This is a genomic window from Arthrobacter sp. FW306-04-A (assembly GCF_044358315.1).
In the GTDB taxonomy this organism is placed as follows: Bacteria; Actinomycetota; Actinomycetes; order Actinomycetales; family Micrococcaceae; genus Arthrobacter.
The window spans coordinates 3,685,036-3,706,342 of record NZ_CP084559.1 but is presented as its reverse complement, the minus strand read 5'-3'; the positions used below and the strand labels follow the sequence as shown (position 1 = coordinate 3,706,342).

Annotated in this window: 17 protein-coding genes; 8 read left to right on the top strand and 9 right to left on the bottom strand. The window is 62.9% G+C overall.

The genetic code is table 11. The features are described from left to right. The first annotated feature begins 124 nt into the window (after nucleotides 1–124). The 3 genes from LFT43_RS17285 (at nucleotide 125) to LFT43_RS17275 (ending at nucleotide 3,336) form a co-directional block, all read left to right on the top strand. Nucleotides 125–1,693 (top strand): NCS1 family nucleobase:cation symporter-1, encoded by a 1,569-nt coding sequence (locus LFT43_RS17285; protein WP_395798874.1) that lies wholly within the window; start codon nucleotides 125–127, stop codon nucleotides 1,691–1,693. 98 nt (nucleotides 1,694–1,791) lie between these two features. After that, nucleotides 1,792–2,550 (top strand): aspartate/glutamate racemase family protein, encoded by a 759-nt coding sequence (locus LFT43_RS17280; protein WP_395798872.1) that lies wholly within the window; start codon nucleotides 1,792–1,794, stop codon nucleotides 2,548–2,550. A gap of 21 nt (nucleotides 2,551–2,571) precedes the next feature. After that, complete coding sequence (locus tag LFT43_RS17275; RefSeq protein WP_395798870.1) at nucleotides 2,572–3,336, top strand: SDR family oxidoreductase; 765 nt, start codon at nucleotides 2,572–2,574, stop codon at nucleotides 3,334–3,336. 40 nt (nucleotides 3,337–3,376) lie between these two features. Here LFT43_RS17275 and LFT43_RS17270 read toward each other — a convergent pair whose 3' ends face one another. Further along, the gene (locus LFT43_RS17270; RefSeq protein ID WP_395798868.1) at nucleotides 3,377–4,288 is read right to left on the bottom strand and encodes a glutaminase; all 912 of its coding nucleotides are present in this window, start codon (nucleotides 4,286–4,288) and stop codon (nucleotides 3,377–3,379) included. Between the two features lie 4 nt (nucleotides 4,289–4,292). Beyond that, the gene (locus tag LFT43_RS17265) at nucleotides 4,293–5,909 is read right to left on the bottom strand and encodes a PucR family transcriptional regulator (RefSeq protein ID WP_395798866.1); all 1,617 of its coding nucleotides are present in this window, start codon (nucleotides 5,907–5,909) and stop codon (nucleotides 4,293–4,295) included. A 273-nt stretch (nucleotides 5,910–6,182) separates the two neighbouring features. Here LFT43_RS17265 and LFT43_RS17260 point away from each other — a divergent pair, with 273 nt between their 5' ends. Both LFT43_RS17260 and LFT43_RS17255 read left to right on the top strand, forming a co-directional pair. Beyond that, nucleotides 6,183–7,781 (top strand): amino acid permease, encoded by a 1,599-nt coding sequence (locus LFT43_RS17260; RefSeq protein WP_395798864.1) that lies wholly within the window; start codon nucleotides 6,183–6,185, stop codon nucleotides 7,779–7,781. A 41-nt stretch (nucleotides 7,782–7,822) separates the two neighbouring features. Then, the gene (locus tag LFT43_RS17255) at nucleotides 7,823–10,642 is read left to right on the top strand and encodes an aminotransferase class I/II-fold pyridoxal phosphate-dependent enzyme (RefSeq protein WP_395798862.1); all 2,820 of its coding nucleotides are present in this window, start codon (nucleotides 7,823–7,825) and stop codon (nucleotides 10,640–10,642) included. Here LFT43_RS17255 and LFT43_RS17250 read toward each other — a convergent pair. Next, nucleotides 10,632–11,030 carry a nuclear transport factor 2 family protein gene (locus LFT43_RS17250; protein WP_395798860.1) on the bottom strand — a complete coding sequence of 133 codons (399 nt, stop codon included), beginning with the start codon at nucleotides 11,028–11,030 and terminating at the stop codon, nucleotides 10,632–10,634. The genes LFT43_RS17255 and LFT43_RS17250 overlap by 11 nt on opposite strands. A gap of 187 nt (nucleotides 11,031–11,217) precedes the next feature. On the opposite strand from LFT43_RS17250, the gene LFT43_RS17245 reads away from it, so the two are divergent. After that, the gene (locus tag LFT43_RS17245; protein ID WP_395798858.1) at nucleotides 11,218–12,708 is read left to right on the top strand and encodes a cation:dicarboxylate symporter family transporter; all 1,491 of its coding nucleotides are present in this window, start codon (nucleotides 11,218–11,220) and stop codon (nucleotides 12,706–12,708) included. Between the two features lie 155 nt (nucleotides 12,709–12,863). Here LFT43_RS17245 and LFT43_RS17240 read toward each other — a convergent pair whose 3' ends face one another. The 5 genes from LFT43_RS17240 to LFT43_RS17220 form a co-directional block, all read right to left on the bottom strand. Beyond that, complete coding sequence (locus tag LFT43_RS17240; protein WP_395798856.1) at nucleotides 12,864–13,517, bottom strand: DUF1254 domain-containing protein; 654 nt, start codon at nucleotides 13,515–13,517, stop codon at nucleotides 12,864–12,866. Nucleotide 13,518: 1 nt separating this feature from the next. Continuing rightward, a complete protein-coding gene (locus LFT43_RS17235) occupies nucleotides 13,519–14,121 on the bottom strand; it encodes a DUF1214 domain-containing protein (RefSeq protein ID WP_395798854.1) in 603 nt (200 codons plus the stop codon). 64 nt (nucleotides 14,122–14,185) lie between these two features. Further along, the gene (locus LFT43_RS17230) at nucleotides 14,186–14,572 is read right to left on the bottom strand and encodes a sterol carrier family protein (protein WP_395798852.1); all 387 of its coding nucleotides are present in this window, start codon (nucleotides 14,570–14,572) and stop codon (nucleotides 14,186–14,188) included. Between the two features lie 15 nt (nucleotides 14,573–14,587). Then, nucleotides 14,588–15,604 carry an asparaginase gene (locus LFT43_RS17225; protein ID WP_265981303.1) on the bottom strand — a complete coding sequence of 339 codons (1,017 nt, stop codon included), beginning with the start codon at nucleotides 15,602–15,604 and terminating at the stop codon, nucleotides 14,588–14,590. A 36-nt stretch (nucleotides 15,605–15,640) separates the two neighbouring features. Continuing rightward, nucleotides 15,641–17,218 carry a molybdopterin-dependent oxidoreductase gene (locus LFT43_RS17220; RefSeq protein WP_395798850.1) on the bottom strand — a complete coding sequence of 526 codons (1,578 nt, stop codon included), beginning with the start codon at nucleotides 17,216–17,218 and terminating at the stop codon, nucleotides 15,641–15,643. Between the two features lie 409 nt (nucleotides 17,219–17,627). Here LFT43_RS17220 and purD point away from each other — a divergent pair, with 409 nt between their 5' ends. Together purD and LFT43_RS17210 are read left to right on the top strand one after the other, a co-directional pair. After that, complete coding sequence (purD, locus tag LFT43_RS17215) at nucleotides 17,628–18,938, top strand: phosphoribosylamine--glycine ligase (RefSeq protein WP_395803144.1); 1,311 nt, start codon at nucleotides 17,628–17,630, stop codon at nucleotides 18,936–18,938. A gap of 3 nt (nucleotides 18,939–18,941) precedes the next feature. Next, nucleotides 18,942–19,877, top strand: a complete 936-nt coding sequence (locus LFT43_RS17210; RefSeq protein ID WP_395798848.1) for a phosphoribosylaminoimidazolesuccinocarboxamide synthase — start codon at nucleotides 18,942–18,944, stop codon at nucleotides 19,875–19,877. 103 nt (nucleotides 19,878–19,980) lie between these two features. Here LFT43_RS17210 and LFT43_RS17205 read toward each other — a convergent pair whose 3' ends face one another. Continuing rightward, entirely contained in the window at nucleotides 19,981–21,267 is a 1,287-nt protein-coding gene (locus tag LFT43_RS17205; RefSeq protein WP_395798846.1) for a helix-turn-helix domain-containing protein, read from the bottom strand. Between the last annotated feature and the right edge of the window lie 40 nt (nucleotides 21,268–21,307).

Here is a 21,307-nt window from a genome sequence, read left to right as displayed (position 1 = left end):
TGACCTAGCTCATAAAGTTATTTCACTATTCAATAACTAGATTCCACGATGCGAAAAAGCTTCACATCCTCTCACAGCGTCTCGGAAGCCTAGTTGCAGCACCACAAAGAAGTGGAGATCCACGATGCAATCGACTCCCCCAGTCGGCGTCACAACGGCTTCGGAGCAGACCATACTGCCTGGCAGTTCGGTACATCCGTCAGTAGGAAATGAAACGCTCTGCGATGTAGCGTCCGTCGCAGCAGGCCGCACCATCAGCCCCAGCCTTTACAACCTGGACCTTGCCCCCACCAAGAAAGAGGGCAGGCGCTGGACCAGCTACAGCATCTTCACCCTCTGGGCCAACGACGTCCACAGCCTTGGCAACTATGCGTTCGCCATCGGCCTCTTCTCGCTTGGCCTGGGCGGGTGGCAGATCCTCGTGGCCCTTGGCGTCGGCGCGGTTTTGCTGTTCACCCTCCTGACCTTCTCCGGCTTCATGGGCCAGAAGACTGGCGTTCCCTTCCCGGTGATGAGCCGGATCAGCTTCGGTATCCGGGGCGCCCAGCTGGCCAGCCTGGTCCGCGGGGCCGTGGCTATCGCCTGGTTTGGAATTCAGACCTACCTCGCCTCTGTGGTGCTCCGCGTCATGCTTGTCGCCATGTTCCCCGGACTCAAGGACTTGGATGGCAACTCCATCCTGGGCCTGTCCACGCTCGGCTGGATCGCCTTCGTATCGCTCTGGATTGTCCAGTTGGTCATTGTCAGCTTCGGCATGGAAATGATCCGCAAGTACGAGGCCTTCGCCGGCCCAATCATTCTCGCCACCATGCTGGCCATTGCCATCTGGGTCTTCGTCGAGGCCGGGGGTGCCATACAGTGGTCCGGCATCAAGGGACTCGAAGGCGGCGAGATGTGGCGCACGATCTTTGCCGGCGGCGCCCTCTGGGTCTCCATCTACGGCACCTTCGTCCTGAACTTCTGCGACTTCACCCGTTCTTCGGTGTCCAAGAAGTCGATTGTCCGTGGCAACTTCTGGGGCATCCCCATCAATATGCTCCTGTTCGGCGCGATCGTGGTCATCATGGCCGGCGGCCAGTACAAGATCAACGGCAAGATCATTGAAAGCCCCTCGGACATCGTGCGGAGCATCCCGAATACACTCTTCCTCGTCCTGGCCTGCCTTGCCTTGCTGATCCTGACCATCGCGGTGAACCTCATGGCGAACTTCGTGGCACCGGTCTACGCCCTCACCAACCTCTTCCCCAAGCACCTGAACTTCCGCAAGGCAGCATGGGTCAGCGGTACCATCGGCCTGATCATCTTGCCGTGGAACCTCTACAACAACCCTTTGGTGATCGTGTACTTCCTGGGCGGACTCGGCGCTCTGCTCGGACCGCTGTTCGGCGTCGTGATGGCCGACTACTGGCTCCTGCGCCGCGGCAAGGTCAACGTCCTCGACCTTTACACGGACCATCCTTCCGGCACCTACTTCTACAAGCGTGGCGTCAACCCCCGGGCGATCGCCGCCATGGTTCCGGCCGCCGTCGTCGCCATCCTCATTGCGTTCGTTCCCGCGCTGGAGGCCGCAGCACCGTTCGCCTGGTTCTTCGGCGCCGGCATCGGGGCGTTGTGCTACTACTTGCTTGCGGACAAGAAGCAGCAGCACAGCGACATCTCCGGCGAGCCGATCGCCGTCGTCAGCAACCACTAACACTCAACTGACTCGCAGTTAGCGTCGTTCTGGCTCGTCAAAACGACAACAACTGCGAGTCAGTTGGGCTACCGGACTACCCAATCCAGGAGGAACCCATGCGAATCCTCGTCGCAAACGTCAACACCACCCAATCCATGACGGACTCCATCGCGGCCCAGGCTCGAAGCGTCGCAGCTCCGGGCACTGAAATCATCGGCATCACGCCACGGTTCGGCGCCGATTCCTGCGAAGGGAACTTTGAAAGCTACCTTGCCGCCATCGCGGTGATGGACCGCGTGGTCAATTACCCCGAACCGTTCGACGCCGTCATCCAGGCGGGTTACGGCGAGCACGGCCGCGAAGGGCTTCAGGAGCTCCTCGACGTCCCGGTGGTCGACATCACCGAGGCTGCTGCCAGCACTGCGATGTTCCTCGGCCACAAATACTCGGTGGTCACCACATTGGATCGCGCGGTTCCGCTCATCGAGGACCGCTTGAAGCTTGCCGGGCTGGACGCCCGCTGCGCTTCGGTCCGTGCGAGCGGGATGGCCGTGCTGGAACTGGAGGAATTCCCGGACCGCGCTGTGGAGGCCATTGTGGAACAGGCAGAACGGGCCGTGCGTGACGACAAGGCAGAAGTCATCGTCCTCGGTTGCGGCGGCATGGCAGGCCTCGACGAGCAGATCCGCCAGCGCTGCGGAGTGCCCGTGGTGGACGGAGTGGCTGCCGCGGTGACCATCGCCGAGTCGCTCGTCCGCCTGGGACTGTCGACGTCCAAAGTCCGCACGTACGCCGCGCCGCGTCCCAAGACCGTCATAGGCTGGCCACTGACGATCACAGACAGGACGACGGCGGATGCTCCCGCCGCGCACTAGTTCAATAACCAGGAGAACCGCGTGAGCGAAACCATCCCCGCCCAGCCCCGGGTCGCCGTCGTCACCGGAGCGGGTTCCGGGATCGGGCGGGCAGTTGCCCGGCTTCTGTTGGCCGAAGGCTACGGCGTTGTCCTCGCCGGACGCCGGGAAGCGCAGCTTCTCGAGACGGCTGAGGGCCACCCCGAGGCGCTTGCGGTGCCGTGCGATGTGACAGTGCCCGACGACGTCGCGCGCCTGTTCGCCGCGGCCCGCCAGCGCTGGGGGAGAGTCGACGTCCTGTTCAACAACGCCGGCATCTTCGGTCCTTCCGGAGGTGTGGACGAGATCAGCGTGGCCGATTGGGATGCCACGCTGGCCGTGAATGTCACGGGCTCCATGCTGTGTGCGGCCGAGGCTGTTCGGACCATGAAGTCGCAGGAACCGCAAGGTGGGCGCATCATCAACAACGGCTCCATCTCCGCCCATTCGCCGCGGCCATTGTCCGTCGCGTACACGGTGAGCAAACACGCCATGAGCGGCCTGACCAAGAGCATTGAGCTGGACGGGCGTCCCTATGGCATCGGCTGCGGGCAGATCGATATCGGCAACACCCGCACCGAGATCATGGACACCATCGGCGTAGGCTCGGGGGCGCTCCAAGCCGATGGGAGCAGGCGCGTGGAGCCAATGTTCCCCGTAGAAGACGCCGCACGCGCGGTGCTCATGATGGCCAATATGCCGGCGTCGGCCAATGTTGGTTCAGTGGTGGTGACCGCGGCGGGGATGCCGTTCGTGGGCCGCGGCTAGCTCGCCGCGGCTAGCTGTCCGCGGCTGGAAGCCCGGCCGGCTAGAAAATCGACCAGCCCGTGCGGGTGGTGAACTCATCGAGGGCGGCGACGCCTGCCACTGAATTGCCGGATCGTCCCAGGCCAGGGCTCCAGACACAGATGGTGCATTTGTTAGGTACGACGGCCACAATGCCGCCACCTACGCCGCTCTTTCCAGGGAGTCCCACGCGGTAGGCGAATTCGCCTGCGGCGTCGTACGTGCCGCACGTGAGCATCACGGCGTTGATCCTTTTTGTCTGGGACGGGGACAGAAGCGCCGTGCCGTTCCCGCGCAGCCCGTTGTTGGCCAGGAACCTGCTCGCGAGGGCCAAATCAGTGCAGCTCATTTCGAGCGCGCACTGGTTGATGTATGCCTCGAGGACCGAGTCCACGGGGTTTTCGAGGTTTCCGTAGCTGGCCAGGAAGTGTGCCAGCGAGGCGTTGCGGTGACTGTTCGCCGCCTCTGAAGCGGCCACCTCGGGGTCGGCATCGATAGAGCTGTTGCCGCTTTCTTGCCGGAGCAATTCCCGGACGGGAGATGGCGAGTTGCCCGCGATGCTGAGCAGCCTGTCGGTGACAACCAGGGCGCCGGCATTGATGAACGGATTCCGCGGAATTCCGTCTTCGTGTTCCAGCTGCACCAGGGAATTGAACGGATTGCCGGAGGGCTCCCGGAACACGCGCTTCCAGATCCGGTCGCCATCCCCGGCCAGCACCAGAGCGAGGGCGTAGACCTTTGAAATGCTTTGGATGGAGAAGGGCACGTCAGCGTCTCCGGAGGAGAACACGTCGCCGTTGGGGGTTGCCACGGAAATGCCGAATTGCTTGGTATCCACCGCGGCCAGGCTCGGGATGTAGTCTGCAGGCGCTCCTTGGCCGAGCAAGGGCTGAACCGTGCCGACAATGTCGTCAAGGAGATTCTGGAGGTCCATGGTCTTAGCGCCGTCCTTCGGAGTGGGTCCACAGCCTGAGCTGAAGATGCGCGAGCAGCCGTTGCTCTGCGGAGTGGAGGTCGATGCCGGCCACTTCGCAGGCTCGCCGCAGCCGGTAATGGACGGTATTCCGGTGGACGGCCAGTTCTTCCGCGCACCGGTTCACATCACCGAAGAATTCAAGGTAGGTCAGCAGAGTTGTGGCGAACTCCGGGTACTTGCTGCACAGCAGGGAGATCCCTCCATGCCGAAGGTCGGTCCTCGACACCAGAAGTTCCAGCAATTCCTTTGTCAAAACGGTCGTTTCCACATCGGCGTAGGACGCCACGTGGATCGAAGGCGTGCCTTCCAGGACCTTTAGTACGCTGCGGACGTGCTCGAGTGTGCCATGCAACGCGTCCAGGCGTTCGACGACGGGCCCCACGGCGGCCTGCACCTGGCAGTGCAGGTGGACCCTTGCGTCCCGGACAATGACGTTGATGAGGCGGTTGATGGCCGGCGGGGACTTTATGGGGTCAAGGTCAGGAAGAATCATGGCTATTTCCAAGCCGATGGCTCCCACGACGGCACCGGGACGGTAGGCGGCCGCATGGATCGATGCCACATTGGCCAGCTCGCCACGCCGCAGTTGCAAGCCCGCTGCCGTCTCGTCGTCGCCTTGGGCGGAAATCAGGACGAGGGCTGCCGGCTTGGAGGGATCGATACCCGCGGACTGTGCCTGGGAGTGGATCTGGGGAGTGCCGCTGAGCAGGCTGGAGATCCTGTCGCGCCGTAGTGCCTGGGACTGTTCGTTGCGGTGCCGGACCAGTTCTATGGCCGCGTGCCGGGCCGCCCCAACCATGAGCTTGTCCGTGTTGGGAGCGAGTGGTTCCTTCCCTTCCTGGAGCCAGATGTAGCCCAGGATCCTGTTGCCGGCGTGGATACCGATCGCCACCCGTTCCCGGAGACCTTCCGTCGGGTTGGCTTCCATATGGATGGGAGCCTCGGCCGCTTGCAGGTGCTTGTAGACCCCTGATTCCTTCAACAGTTTTTGGTAACGCTCCGGTCCACGCCGGGCCAGGATGGAGAGCCTCCGGAGTTCATCGACGTCGTTGGAGGCCGGTGAGTACGCCAGGACGCGGTTTGCGGGATCCTCAATGACCACGTGGCCGTTGGCCAGGGTCGCAGTGGTCTGGGCGATCGCAAAGAGGTCCCGGTGAATGATCATGGACGCGTCGGTGGAAAATGCAGGCTCCTGGATGCGGTTCTTGGCGATGCTCTCCAGCGTGCCCCAGTTCATTGCAGGAGACACTGCGATCAGGCCGATTCCGGTGGGAAGCAGCACTTCCCGGACGGCGTCCAGTTCCTCCTCGTTCCCTTTCACCGCGACGGCCGCGGGGTAGTCCGGAATCAGCTTCCGGATGCCGGGTAATGCCGCGCGACCCCGGACTCCGATCAGCAGGACCAAGCTCCCGCGCTGGACCGGCGTCTCGTCCTCGGCGTCCACGATCACCGTTTCGCGAACCGTGCCGTTGTCCGTTCCGGGAGGAACCAGCAGTTGCCCGTTGTCGACGCCAATGTCTTCAAGTATGTCGCTGAGCATGGCGCCAATGACATGCTCGGCAGATTCCTGGGGTGCCACCCGTATTCACTTCCTCTAAGCGGCTTAGCCGCGCTCACAGCCATGAACATTACTCGCACTCCGACTGAACGGAGTTGTCATTGGAGCACAACGGGGATCGGACGAATTTAGCTGGCTAGACAGTTCGTTCCCTTCCGCCGGAATCTAGAGTTGTTTTCCGTCCCCTCCGCTGATGATCCAGCAGTGCAGCTGTGATTCCACAGGTCAGCAGGGGGACAAGTTCTGGAGTATGCAGCCGCACCCGCGGAACCGGAGTCAAAGGAGACCCCTGGAATGAAACGCACACTGAACCGGCCTGCGGCGAGCCCGATCGCCGGGGCTCAGATCGCCGGGCTTGATCCCGCTGATTCGCTGGAAAACAACCGGGAGCTTCTTGGCGACCGTTCAACGGCTGCGCAGGATTTTTCAAGCGAGGACGCCGGTTACCACAAGACCCTCAAACCCCGGCAGATCCAAATGATAGCGATCGGGGGCGCGATCGGAACGGGCCTCTTCATGGGGGCGGGTGGCCGATTGAATGGTTCCGGTCCGGCCTTGATCTTCGTCTACGCCCTTTGCGGGTTCTTTGCATTCCTGATTCTGCGCGCCCTTGGCGAACTGGTTCTCCACAGGCCATCCTCGGGCTCGTTCGTGTCCTATGCCCGGGAGTTCTACGGCGAGAAGCTGGCCTACGCGGCCGGCTGGTTGTACTTCCTCAACTGGGCCATGACGTCGATTGTCGATGTCACGGCCGGGGCGCTTTACGTCAAATTCTGGGGACAATTCTGGCAGCCGCTGCAAACAATCCCACAGTGGCTCATCGCACTTTGCGCCCTCGTCATTGTCCTGGCCCTCAACCTCGTCTCCGTGAAGATCTTCGGCGAGATGGAATTCTGGTTCGCCCTGATCAAGGTGACGGCGCTCGTAGCCTTCCTCGTCGTCGGGGTCTGCTTCATCGTCTTTGGCGGGAAGACCGACGTCGGCGTTCCAGGGCTGGGCGTGATCCTGGACCACGGCGGAGCCTTCCCGACGGGAGCCGTGGCGCCCCTGCTCGCGATCAGCGGCGTCGTGTTCGCGTATGCCGCGATTGAACTTGTTGGTACGGCTGCAGGCGAAACTGCCAACCCGGAAAAGGTGATGCCCAAGGCCGTCAACACGGTAGTCTTCCGGATCGCACTCTTCTATGTCGGTTCCGTGCTGCTCCTCTCGATGCTCTTGCCGTTCACGGCGTACAAATCCGGCGAATCGCCCTTCGTCACCTTCTTCTCCCATCTCGGAGATCCCCATGCCGCGGCTGTTTCGGCATCGGTGATGAACTTCGTTGTCCTGACAGCGGCTTTGTCGAGTCTCAACGCCGGCCTCTATTCCACGGGCCGGATCTTGAGGTCCATGGCGGTCAACGGCTCCGCGCCACAGTTCACCGCAAGGATGAGCAAATCGGGGGTGCCATATGGCGGCATCCTGCTGACGGCGGTGATCACTCTGCTTGGCGTCGGCCTGAATGCCCTCGTCCCGTCCCAAGTGTTCGAGATCGTTCTCGAGGTGTCCGCCATCGGAATCATCGGCGGCTGGGCAACCATCATCCTGTGCCACATCAGGCTTCAGACCTGGGTCAGGCTCGGCAAGGCCGTCCGTCCGTCATTCCGGCTCTTCGGAGCCCCCTTCACCTCATACCTCACGCTCGCCTTCCTTGCCTTCGTTCTCGTCACGATGGGCTTCTCGGAGACAGGGCGCTGGGTCCTCGCTTCCCTGCTGCTCCTGATACCCCTGCTCATTGCCGGCTGGTTCGCTTGCCGCAAACGCATCCTGGAGGCAGCCGAGGCCCGACGCGGCCACACTGGCGACCTGCCCGTCGTCGCAGGATCCTTCTCCCATGGCGGCCAACGCTCCTGATGCACAACGAATTGATGGAAAGCGAAACCACCTTGCCCGGCATGACCTCCCTAAACAACAGCGCCGCCCTGTCCAAGCAAACCACCCTGACCGATCGAAACCAGGTGAACAACCAACCTCCAAAGCGGGGCATCGGCACGCCTAGCAGCGCGTGGCGTTCGCGCGCTGATGCGTGGGAGTTTCTCGGGTACGCGTTCAAGCAGCTGGCAAAGGGCGGCACGGGAACGCCGTCGCTCGCCGGCCTGCAGAACCAAGCCGTTCAGGCGCTGCTCCTGCTTCAGGCCATGGAACTGTATTGGGCGGCGCCGGGGCTCGCCTCGGTGGCGCCACTACTCGGCTGCGTGGATTCCGGTGATTACGACGCCGGACTGGAGATGATCCGCGGAATGTCCCACCTGATGCCTTCCGTCAGTCCGGCACCAGTCAGTCCGGGACCGGTCAGTCCGGGACCGGCCAGTCCGGGCCGAGTCGGCCCGGAACCAGGGCAGCACGGGGCCGGGCGCTCCATCTCGGGTGTTCAGGACGAAGGCTCCAGGGAGCCATGGCCGGCGAGCGAGCGGCCCCGGTTCGAGGTCCTGTTTGTCGACGACATCACCGAACAAGAAGCCGAAACGCTGAAAACGGAAATGCTGGCCCAGCGGAGGCCGTCCGATGCCTTCGCCTATGAACTCATCGTGGTTCCCAGCTACGAGGATGCGCTGGTTGCCTTGGTCCTGAACCCTGCCATCCAGGCGTGCATTCTCCGCCCGGGATTCACCATCGGCAGCAGCCAGCCGCTTGGCCGCGACCTGAGGAAATACCTTGCCGGCCTAGTGAGCCCCGAACTTCCCGGAATGCCACCGCTGGGCAGGTTCCTTAGCCTGGCCGAGCAGATCTCCGAGTTACGCCCCGAACTGGATGTGTACTTGGTAGCCGGTGTCGCCATGGAGAGCCTCGCGGGTTCACTGACGAAGCGGTTCCGGAGGATTTTCCGCAGGCAAGACAATCTCGACCTGCACCTATCGCTGTTGTCGGGTGTCGCCGAGCGGTACAGGACCCCGTTTTTCACCGCGCTCCAGGAATACAGCCGGAGGCCGGCCAGCGTCTTCCACGCCTTGCCGATCTCTCGCGGCGGCTCGGTCGGCAATTCGCCCTGGATCCGCGACATGGCCGATTTCTACGGGATGAACCTTCTCTTGGCTGAGACGTCCGCGACGTCGGGAGGCCTCGATTCGCTGTTGGACCCGCACGGATCGATCAAGGAGGCCCAGGACTTGGCGGCGCGGGCTTTCGGTTCCCAGAAAACCTTCTTCGTCACCAATGGAACATCCACCGCCAACAAGATCGTTCATCAGTCCATCCTTGCTCCCGGGAATGTGGTCCTCGTCGACCGCAACTGCCACAAATCCCACCACTACGCTTTCGTCCTCGCCGGAGCCCAGGTTTCCTACCTGGACGCCTACCCGCTGGACAAGTTCGCGTTCTACGGGGCCGTACCCTTGGCCACCATCAAGGCCCGATTGCTGGCCTACCGACGTGCCGGGCGCCTGGACGAAGTCAAGATGATCACGCTGACCAACTGCACCTTCGACGGCATCGTCTATGACGCAGAACGCGTCATGGAAGAATGCCTGGCCATCAAACCGGACCTCGTCTTCCTTTGGGACGAAGCCTGGTTCGCCTTCGCCCGGTCCCACCCCGTCTTCCGGCGCAGGACGGCCATGGCCGCAGCGAGGAATCTTGAGGCCTCCTTCAGTGACCCCAGCTATGCCGCCAGGCACGCCGAACAAGCGGCATCGATCCACAACGCGGTGACGGGCGCGCCCGCCGATGATGAACTCTGGCTGAAGACCCGGCTTATCCCGGATCCGGCGAAAGCGCGGCTGCGCGTCTACGCCACGCAGTCCACCCACAAGACCCTCACCTCGCTACGTCAGGGATCCATGATCCATGTCTTCGACCAAGACTTCAGCGAGCATAACCAAGAGTCATTTCGCGAAGCATATATGACCCATACCTCCACATCGCCCAATTACCAGATCCTCGCTTCGCTCGACATCGGCCGCCGCCAGGTGGAACTTGAGGGTTTCGGCCTGGTACAGAAACAGGCGGATCTGGCAACCATCGTTGCCCAGGCAGTGGCCCGCCACCCCCTGCTGAAGAAATACTTCAGGGTCCTCACGTCGAGGGACCTCATTGCGGCGCCCTATCGGGAAACCGGCAGTGCCATGCCGCTCCGGGAGGGGCTGGCAGCACTGGCGGACGCCTGGCAGCATGACGAATTCGTCGTCGACCCCAGCCGCCTCACGCTGGACATCAGCCGGACAGGGGTCGACGGCGACACTTTCCGCCACCGCTATCTCGCCGACAAGCACGGCATCCAAGTCAACAAGACCTCCCGTAACACCGTGCTCTTCATGACCAACATCGGCACGTCCCGCAGCGCCGTCGCCTACCTGATCGAGGTCCTGGTCAAGCTGGCCGAGTCTTTCGAGGAGGAACGGCCGGCGCGGAAAACGCCGGACGCCGGTCTCGCCGCGGGCCTCACGGGAGCCACTCCGCCGTTGCCCGATTTCAGCAGGTTCGCAAGGCGCTTTCGGCGGGATCCGCTCAGTCCCGATGGGGACCTCCGGGCCGCCTATTTCGAGAGCTACAAGGATGGATCAACCACCTACCTGTCGGCCGACGACCTCAAGGCCCGGATCACGGAAGGCGAGGAAGTTGTTTCGGCCGGATTCGTCACCCCCTATCCTCCGGGCTTCCCCATCCTCGTCCCCGGACAGGTGATCACGGGTAAGGCGCTGGAGTTCATGGCCGCACTCGATACCCGGGAAGTCCACGGCTTCGACTCAGAGCGCGGCTACAGGGTGTTCACTCGGTGACGGTGTCGGCATGCCGGTGGGCAACCCCCCATTCGCCCTCTTCCCGGCGATACACCTGGGTGGCCCGCAGGGTGTAACTGCGTGGCGCACCGTTGATCGAGGTCGAGATGTGCTCCAGGCCGGCGGTGTAGGCCATGTCATCCACCACGTCACAGGCCTGCAATTCGAAGTTGTAGGACGTGCAGTTGGAGAAAGTCTTCTCAAGGCTCGTGAAGGCCGCGTCCACTTCCTGCTGCCCGAAGGCGTTGCGCCACGCACCCAGGATGCTCACGGGCTCCTTGCGGGACCAAATGACCCGGCGTGGGGCCGAGTTGCCGTTGTGCAGTGCCAGTTCCGCTTGGTACAGCGCGGACTTCACCCAGTCCAGGAAGTCGTCGCGGTCGGTCATGCCCTCAGTATGCTCTTGGCCCGGGGCTTTGCACAGGCACAAGGAATCTATTCAAGATGGGTCAGGAAGAAGGCATGTTTTCCACAATATGAAAATTAGATTCCCTCTTGTGGAATGAAGTGATCAGGATTACATTTGAAAACATCCCCAAAATCGGGGGCTGTTCCCAAATGATTGGTTCAGATCAATGAAGTTCCCAGACTCTGCGGCGCTGAAGGCGAGTTCGGCCCCGCGGAAGAAGAAGCCACTGTACAAGTCGCTCTTCTTCCAAATTCTGATCGCCGTCGTCGCAGGTGTACTCATCGGCCATTTCTGGCCGAACATCGGGTCCACCCTCCGGCCACTGGGCGATGGTTTCATTCAACTCATCAAGATGATCATCGCTCCGCTGATCTTCCTCGTGATCGTCACGGGAATCTCCGCAGTGGGCGACGTCAAGGCGGTCGGAAGGGTCGGGGTCAAGGCCCTCTTGTACTTCACCGGCGCCACGCTTTTCGCACTGGTCTTCGGCCTGATTGTCGGAAACCTTGTCCAGCCGGGTGCTGGACTGCACATCGACCCCAGCACTCTCTCCCAGGATGCGCTGAACGCAAAGACCGGGACCGCCCCGCCCAAGGATGCGGCTTCCTTCCTCCTGGACATCATTCCCACATCTGTTATTGGCGCTTTCGCCAGCAACAGCCTGCTCCAGGTCCTCTTCTTCTCGGTCTTCTTTGGCGCGGCAATCGTCGTCATCGGGCGTGAGCGCTGCCTTCCGGTCATCAGCCTCATGGAAACTCTCTTGGAACTGATCTTCAAGATCATGTCCTGGATCATGAAAGTGGCGCCCATTGGCGCCTTTGGTGCCATGGCTTTCATCATCGGCCAGTACGGACTGGACACACTGGGGACGTATGCGCTCCTGATCGCCTCCTGTTACGGGGCGGCCACCGTCTTCATCGGCCTGCTGTTCCTCGTCGCCTGGAGCTTCGCCCGGGTGCCCCTGTGGCAGTTCCTGAAGTACACCCGTGAGGAATTCCTCCTCGCACTTGGCACGGCATCCACCGAGGCCGTCATGCCGCGCATCATGACCAAGCTGACCAATGCCGGCTGCTCCCGCGCCACCACAGGCCTGGTTGTCCCCACGGGCTACTCATTCAACCTCGACGGCGCCGCGATCTATCTTTCGATCTCGTTGCTGTTCCTAGCCCAGGCCTTCGGTCATCACCTCGACCTCGGGCAGCAGTTGGCAGCCCTGGGTGTCCTGCTCTTGACGTCCAAGGGCATGGCCGGCGTACCGGGTTCGTCGTTCCTGGCACTGTCCGCTACGGCGGCCGCGCTCGGCATCTTCCCGGTTGCGGGCGTCGCCCTGCTCCTTGGCGCCGACCGCCTCATGGACTCCATGCGCGTCGTCGTCAACCTTCTCGGCAACTGCGTAGCTACGTTCGTCGTCGCGAAATGGGAGGGCCAGTTCGACCGTTCCGTTATGCTCCGTGCCTTCCGCGGTGAAATCACCAACGAGGATTCCGCCATTATGCTCGGAGTCGAGGACGTCTTTGAGGAACAGGAAATCGAACGCATCAGCGAAGGGCAGGAGCCCTCTCCGAAGTTCCGCGGCGGCCCGAGCGCGGATGAGATCCCGCAGTTCGAGATGATCAAGCCGGGCCAACACCGGAGCCCCTCGGTCAGTCCCGACTAGAGGCACCAAGCTCCATTCCAATTGAGCGCCCCACGACACCGTCGCGGGGCGCTCAACTCTCCGCCGCGACGGCCGCCAGCACCGGCGAGGGTCACGACGCTAGCTGGTGGCGAGCCGTTCGCGGTCTAACGTCCCGGCGTGTTTCACGCCGACCGCTACTGTTTCAGCGGCGCGAGCTGTATTTGCTTCGCAAGCGCGTAAGCGATCGCAAGATCGCCGTCGCTCTCGACGAAGACCCGGCCAATGACGAGCGCGGAATCGGTTGGGGAAGAAATCTGCGTCATGCCGTTCGGTATGGTTCCCTTCCAGCCGGGCCCGCTGAGAACATAGTCGCCGACGTTGGTTCCTGTGGTGCGTTTGCCGACGTAGGCAAAATTGGTGCTCTTCGACGGGTCGGTGAACTGCACGCTGTAGTAGCGGCCGGCCATGTCAGGTACGTGCAGGACTTGAGGCCCGCTGCTCAAATCGAGCCAGCCGCCGACGTAGAGCAGATCGTCGGCACCCGTTGCCATAAGGCTCCCGCGCGACGCCGACGGGGAGGAGGTGCTCGGCACGGCGTACAGCGTGTTGACCGGGATCGGGCCGTCACCGAACCCATGCTTGACAATCGCCCTCTTGTATCCGCTTACCGTGAGACGCGGCCAGAGGTAGATGAAAGCAGGCGCGCCGATCCCCCATACGATGACTGCCGCTACGGCGAGTGGAGTGATCCCGTCCCCGCTGGCGATCCGTCGGTAGATGACCCAAGCGAAGACCGCCAGAATGACGACTGTAATGGGACGTCCATACTTCAAGATGAGGCGGTTCATATCACTGCGCCCTCACAACGGGCGGCAACTGGTACGTGCCGTCGAGAATTGCCGCGCCAGGCAGATACACGCGGAACATCAGCTTGAACTTCCCCGAAGGAGTTGGCAGCCAGTTCTGCTCGTGCCTGCTCGGAGCCTGATGCTGGAAATAGATATCGACTGAACCGTCGGCGTTCTGCGTGAGAGGCGAACGGTCACCAACGCTGTAGCGATTAGTTGGATTGTTCACCATATATCCGACGATATCGGTCGGAATGAGCGACCAGAAGGCGTCATTCGGCGGGAGCCCCCCGGCAGGAAAATGCAGGACGTATCGATGCCCGCCGCGCAGCGTTTGCCCTGAGCCATCCACGGTGGTCGTCCAGTAAGCGGCCTCTTCAAACACATTGACGACGGGGAGGGCTTTGGCGCAGGCGGCCCGCACAAGGACTCCGTTGCCGGGCTGGCCGCATTGGCGGATGGCACGCCAGCCGTTGACAGTTGTTGTGATCGCCCTGCCCACGGCATTCATCATGAGGACCGCCGTCAAGAACGCCAGGACGGCACCGAGAATTAATCCTTGCACCACACCGGACTGTGAGAACCACTCGAGGACATTTACCATAACCGCAAACTACCACTGCGCTAAATAGCTGAGTGCTGTTGGCGCGGCCGCGGCGCAAGTCGCCTCAGAACAGCGGCAGTAGCTCCGACAAATCCGCGCGCAGACCCGACGCGGCTACCCGGCCGGCGTCGACGGCGGCGGACCACGCCAAGCGGCCGGTCACCATCGCCAGCCAGGTGGCGGCGTCGCACTCGATCACATTCGGGGGAGTGCCGCGCGTGTGCCTGGGACCTTCCACGCACTGGGTGACGCCGAACGGCGGCACCCGGACTTCAACAGAGTTGCCGGGGGCGCGGGCCGTGAGCTCCTCGAGCGAGTAACGCACCGCGGTTGCCAAGACAGTGCGCGACGGCGGTGTCCCCGTCTCGGTTTCTTGCCCGGCGGCGGTCTGCCATGCGCCCAGTGCCGCGCGGCCTTGCTCTAGGTCGATCCGGCGTCGGGCAATTGCCATTTTTCGGAGCCCCAATCAGTCCAGCAGCGCCGAAACGGCGTGTCCGAGGCGGATCCTGCCCACGGAATGGCCACCGCCGAGGACCGGCTCCACGACCTTTTCGAGCACGCTGGAGACGCCGGGAATATCAACAGCGCCAGCAACAGCCAGAAGCGTCAAGCCAACCAGGGTAGCCGCACGGGGATTCCCGTCCAGGATCTTCACTGCAACGGAGGCGCCAGTGGGTGTTGCCAAGACCAGGACACCTTCCGCTCCGCCCTTGGCAAGCACTTCAAGTTCGTCCATGACGATGGTGTTCGCCTCGCCGCGGCCCTGCACTGCCCACGGGTAGTCCAACATAGACGTGGCAATGGTTGCCGCGCGAGCATTGGAGCTCTGGTCCCGCGGGGCCTGCGCCAGGCGCGAGTAGGCCCGCGCCAGCCCGGTCAGGGAAAGTGCGGCCACGGGTGCTCCACAGCCATCAATGCCGAGGTGTGCGATCTTCTCGCCGCTGTATTCCTCGATGACGGTCCGCACGCGCTGTTGCAAGGGATGGTTGGGCTCCAGGTAACTGTGCGTATCCCAGCCGTTCTCGGTGCACGCCCAGAGGAACGCTGCATGCTTTCCCGAACAGGTGAAGGCCAACTTGGACTTGCCGTGCTCGGAACGGATCAACCAGTTGCGGGCAACTTCGTCCTGCGGCCATGCCGACGGGCATTGCAGTTGCTCTTCCCGGACGCCAGCGGCTTTGAGCATTCCTTCCACCACATCCATGTGATCCAGGGAGCCCACATGGCTGGCGCAGGCCAAAGCAACTTGGGCGCCCCTCAAGGGCACGCCCGACTGCATCGACGCGAGCGCCTGGAAGGGCTTGAGCGCGGAGCGGGCATAGATTGGGGTGGTGATGTCGCCGAGCTGGGTCACCACGGAGCCGTCACCGGAAAGGACGACGGCGGAACCGATGTGGCGCGATTCGATGAACCCGCTGCGTTCAATCACTGCCAGCTCGACGGCGGAATCAACGCTGAAGGTTTCATGCGAACTCAAGGGCATGATGCAAGTCTAGGGTGCGGCAACCGTCTTCCCGGGCTACTCCACGGTCACCATGACGGACTGCCATCCCGAGGCGCCGTCCGGCACAGGATCAGCTCGCTTGTCAGTCTGCAATTCCCCTGTTCCGTCTGTGGCGCGGACCTTGATGTAGTGGGGTCCCGGCGTGGCGTCCCAATCGAACGACCACTGCCGCCACGTGACCACGGATGCTTCCGCGGCAAGGGTGGCTTCGGCCCACGCGCCGTTGTCGATCTGCACTTCAACCTTCTTGATGCCGCGGGTCTGGGCCCAAGCCGTGCCACCCAGGGCGACCCTGCCGGCCGGCACTTTGGCGAAGGATTTGGGCACTTCCAGCCGGGCCATGGTCTTGATGGGACCCCGCTCGGACCAGCCGCGATTGGTCCAATAGGCTTTGTTGTCGGCGAATCGGGTGACTTCCAGATCCACCACCCATTTTGTTGCGGAGACGAACCCGTAGAGCCCGGGAACCACCATGCGCACGGGGTAGCCGTGTTCCAGCGGCAGGGGTTCGCCGTTCATGCCGATCGCAAGAATTGCATCCCTGCCGTCCTGGAGCACTTCGAGCGGCGTGGAGGCGCTGAAGCCGTCGATTGACGTGGAGAGAACCATGTCCGCTCCGGCCTTGGGGCGGGCTCGATTGAGCACGTCGCGGATGGGCAGTCCAAGCCATTTGGCGTTGCCGGCCAGGTTTCCGCCGACCGGATTGGAGACACACGTGAGCGACACGTGGGTCTCGATCAATTCGGCGTCGAGTAGGTCTTGAAAAGTCAGCCGGACCTCTTGTTCCACCAGTCCGTGAACCCGCAGCTCCCATTCCTGGGCGTTGATCTCCGGAACGCTCAGTGCGGTGTCGATTCTGTAGAAGTCCTTGGCTGGGGTGAGCCAAGGGGTGACTCCCGGTGTCGGGGACTGGACACCGGCTGGAACGGGAGCAGCCGCCCGGGCCGGAGCGGGCAGCTTCAACGAATCCCGGGCCTTGGCCACATTGCTGCGTGCGGAGCTCAGGAATCGTCCGCCGCTGGCGGCGATGGCGGCTGCGGCGACGGTGATACCGGTTGCGGCGAAGAAAGTGCGGCGTGTGGTGGCGGGACGCTCGATGCCTTTGGCTGCGGTGTCGGCGGGTGCGTCCGGAAAAGAATTCAGCCGCCAGAGCCTGGTCACCAGGAAGCGCAGGGTTGCGAGTCCGGCAAGCGTGCCGATCAGGCTCGGTATGGCGTCTACAGGCTTAACGCTGGACCGGGTCACTACGGCGGCAACGATCACTGCGCCCATGCCGAGGACGCCCAACACACCCAGCGGCCAATTACGGAAGGCCACGACGCCCAGAACACAGGCCAGCACGAAGATGGTCAGGCCCATGCCCACAAACAGGGCAGCCTTGTCATTGGTGCCGAACGTGGTGACGGCAAAGTCCTTCATCCACGGCGGCGTGAAGTCAATGAACGTGGACCCCAATGCAATCACTGGAGTGGCCCGGGCAGTAAAGAAAGCGCCGATCAGTTCCGCAACGGAAAGTACGACGCCGGCCGCGGCCACTCCGGCCAATGCAGCCATTGCGGTGGGTCCCCCGAGCCAGTTTCTGAGCTTCTTCATGCAGGTTGTTCGTAGCGGGAGCACCCCAGGATGGGTTGGACATGCCCCTCTTTAGCGGTGGCGACCAGGTTGGACATGCCCGCTCCTGGTTCGAGCGGGCGGAGTTGGACATGCCCTGCGTTGGCGATTGGGGATGGGCATATCAGTGCTATGTCCATTGCTCGGGGCCAAGGTTGGACATGCCCGCTCCTGGTTTGAGCGGGGCATATTGCCACCGTGTCCGCTGCTCGTAACAAGGGCTGGACATGTGCCTTCCTGGGGACTGCGGTCTCGTGGGTATTTGCCCCCCGTTGGTGGCGGGGAATGGGCATGTCAGGGCTATGTCCATTGCTCGAGGCTAACGGGGGGCATGTCCAGTGGTGGACACAGCTTAGGAGTCCTGCCCCCGCACAAAGTACCCTTGAAGACTGTGAAGGTACTCGTCATTGGCCCCGGCGGCCGCGAACACGCAATTGTCCGCTCATTGCTCAAAGATCCCAACGTTTCCGAGGTCCATGCGGCTCCGGGAAACGCCGGCATCGCCAAGCTGGTCCCCACGTACGCGATCGACGGGAACAACCCCGGCGCCGTCGCCGCGCTTGCGACGAAACTGGCCGTTGACCTGGTAGTCGTCGGACCCGAAGCCCCGCTCGCGGCAGGCGTTTCCGACGCTGTCCGCGAGGCCGGCATTCCGGTCTTTGGCCCCAGCAAGGCCGCCGCCCAGCTCGAAGCTTCCAAAGCGTTCGCCAAGGAGGTCATGGCTGAGGCCGGCGTGCCCACCGCCATGGCCCGTGTGGCAACAAATGCTGCAGAGGCCGCTGACGCCTTGGACACTTTCGGTGCTCCGCACGTTGTCAAGGACGACGGACTGGCTGCCGGCAAGGGCGTGGTGGTCACCAACGATCGCGAGGAAGCCCTCGCCCACGCGCAGATGTGTTTCGACGCCGGTGGAACCGTGGTGATCGAGGAGTTCCTGGACGGACCCGAGGTTTCCCTGTTCGTGCTGTGCGACGGCCGCACCACCGTGCCGCTGTCCCCGGCGCAGGACTTCAAACGAATTTTCGACAATGACGAAGGGCCCAACACGGGCGGCATGGGCGCTTACACCCCGCTCGACTGGGCACCTGTTGGCCTGGTGCAGGAAGTCATCGACCGCGTGGCCCAGCCCACCGTGGACGAGATGGCAAGCCGCGGCACACCGTTCGTCGGCGTTCTGTACTGCGGCCTGGCCCTGACGTCCCGCGGCACCCGCGTCATCGAGTTCAACGTCCGCTTCGGCGATCCGGAGACGCAGGCGGTCCTCGCTCGCCTCAAGACCCCGCTCGGCGCCCTCATGCTGGCAGCTGCCAAGGGCGAACTGGACCAGGCCGAAGAGTTGCGTTGGTCCAAGGAGTCTGCCGTCGCCGTCGTCGTTGCCGCCGAAAACTACCCGGACACGCCCCGCACGGGGGACCGCATCCGTGGCCTGAACAAGGTGGATGCGCTTGAAGGCGTCCATGTCATCCATGCTGGCACCAAACTGGACGTCGAAGGCAGGGTAGTTTCGGCCGGTGGCCGGGTGCTGGCCGTCGTGGCGCTCGGGACGGACCTCGTGGAGGCCCGCGAGCGGGCTTACGACGGCGTGGAGCTGGTCCAGCTCGACGGCGGGCAGTTCCGTACCGATATCGCCGGCAAGGCAGCCCGCGGCGAAATCCACGTGGTCTCCCCGGCCACCGGCTCCATCCCTAACGTGAAGGCTTGAACCATGCCTGAAAACAACGCAAACGGCCTTCAGACCGAGACCCGGGATCTCCCGGGCTGGAAGCACGTCTACTCGGGCAAGGTGCGCGATCTCTACGTCCCCGCGGACGACGCCATGGCGGCCGAAGCCGGTCAGGACTGCGTCTTGGTGGTGGCCAGCGACCGCATCAGCGCTTACGACCACGTCTTGAACAGCGAGATCCCGGACAAGGGCCGCATCCTGACGCAGCTGAGCCTGTGGTGGTTCGAGCAGCTGGGCGTGGAGCACCACGTCCTCGCGTCGACGGCCGCTGAGGGAGTGCCCGTGGAAGTCGAGGGCCGCGCGATGATCTGCAAGCGGCTGGAAATGTTCCCCGTGGAATGCATCGCTCGCGGGTACCTCACGGGTTCCGGCCTGGCGGAGTACCGGAAATCAGGCACCGTTTGCGACATTCCCTTGCCAGAGGGCCTGGTTGACGGCTCGCGGCTTGAGCACGCCATCTTCACGCCCTCCGCCAAGGCGGAGGTCGGCGAGCACGACGAGAACATCACCTACGACGACGTCGTAGCGATGGTGGGCGACGACATCGCTGCCCGCTTGAGCGAGCTGACGTTGAAGATCTACACCCGCGCTGAAGAGATCGCGCGTGGGTGCGGCATCATCCTGGCCGACACGAAGGTGGAGTTCGGCATCGATACCGCCACCGGTGTCATCACCTTGGGTGATGAGGTCCTGACGCCGGATTCCTCCCGGTTCTGGGACGCTTCCACCTACGAACCGGGCAAGGCCCAGCCTTCGTACGACAAGCAGTTTGTGCGTGACTGGCTGACGTCTGCGGAATCAGGCTGGGACCGCTCAGGGGGCACCCCTCCGCCGGCACTGCCGGCCGACGTCGTGGAGAAGACGCGTGCCCGTTACGTGGAAGCCTACGAAAAGCTGACTGGCCGCACTTTCGCCTAAGCTGCAGCGCCTGGCCTGCGGCTACCAGCAAGCAAGCGCCCAGGAAAGCAGGAGAAGAGCCCCGGACCATCTGGTTCGGGGCTCTGTCCGTTGTAAGGGGCTCTTAGCTTGCGCGAGAAGACTTCGCGCTCTCGCCGTGGCCTGACGCCGCCCGACGTTCCGCCAACCGGATTTCCAGGACGGAGTCCATGGCCTGCTGGACACGGTCGGCTGCTCCCGCAGCGGTGAAATCGCGTTGTGCTTCCTCAAGATGAACCAGGGCGTCCGTGTTTTCGCCAGCTGCTTTGAGCGCCTTCCCGAGGAGGAAAGCGACTTCGCCGGCGGTGTGCCGGGCAAGGACGTCGCGGTCCGCGTGGATTTCGCGCAGTTTGGTGATTGCGGCCGGGATGTCGCCCGTCAGGTAGAGCCAGCGGGCGCGGATAAAGGCAACCTCCAGCTGGTCCGTCTTGTTTCCGCCCACGATCGACAGCGCGAGTTCAGCACGTTCGATGGCAGAAAGCGTCTCAGGCTCCACGATTCCCGAAGAGAGCCGGACAGCGGCAGATGCCTTGTTGAAGCGGGCCCACAGCTCAATGTCATTGGCGGGGGAGAGCAGCTTGGCGGCACGCTCGTGGTGCTTGATGCCCTCGATGTAGTCGTGGCGCATGAAGGCCACATTTCCCACCACCCAGGCGACTTCGCCCGCGAGCTGGGACATCGAATGGTCGTCCATCTGATTGTTCATGGCTTGGCAATACGTCCAGGCTTCGTCCAACCTGCCGCTTTCGGCCAGTGCTCCGATCAGCGCCCGATGCGCACCAATGATCAAAGTTGAGCCTTTGGGCAGCTGCTCGGACAGCCTTACGGCTTCCATCGCGTGTTCGACGGCGGTGGCCAGCTGGCCTTGGCCGTGGCAGACCGCGGCAAGCATCTGCCGGGCACGGACTCCCAGGCCCGCGGATTCCGTGGCCATGGGGTGTTCAAGGAGATGCTGGATGATCTGCTGGCATTCCTTCAATTGCCCCTGCTTCATGAGGCACTCGGCCTGCATGTACGTCATGTTCCACCAGGCGCTGGTATTCTTTGCCTCAAGCGCGATCTGGGCTGCGGTTGAGGCATGGCTCGCAGCAAGGGGGTAGTCCCTCAGGTCCCAGGCTTGCCTGGCATACAGGCCCGCGAGCACGTATTCGGCGTCACTGACGGATACGGGCTGGCTCCAGGCTTCCAGGGCTTTTGGTGCAAGCTCAAGGCGCCGAGCGAGTTCTTCGATGACCTCGGCTGTGGGTTCCCGGCGGCCAGTTTCAAGAAGTGAAATGTAGCTGGGCGAGTATAGGTCCCTGCCCAATTCAGCTTGGGTCAGCCCACGTTCGAGCCGTTCGGCACGGAGCTTTTCTCCGAATCCGTTCCCCACAGGTTCCTCCTAGAGGCTTGTCTTTGCGCTGTCTTTACGC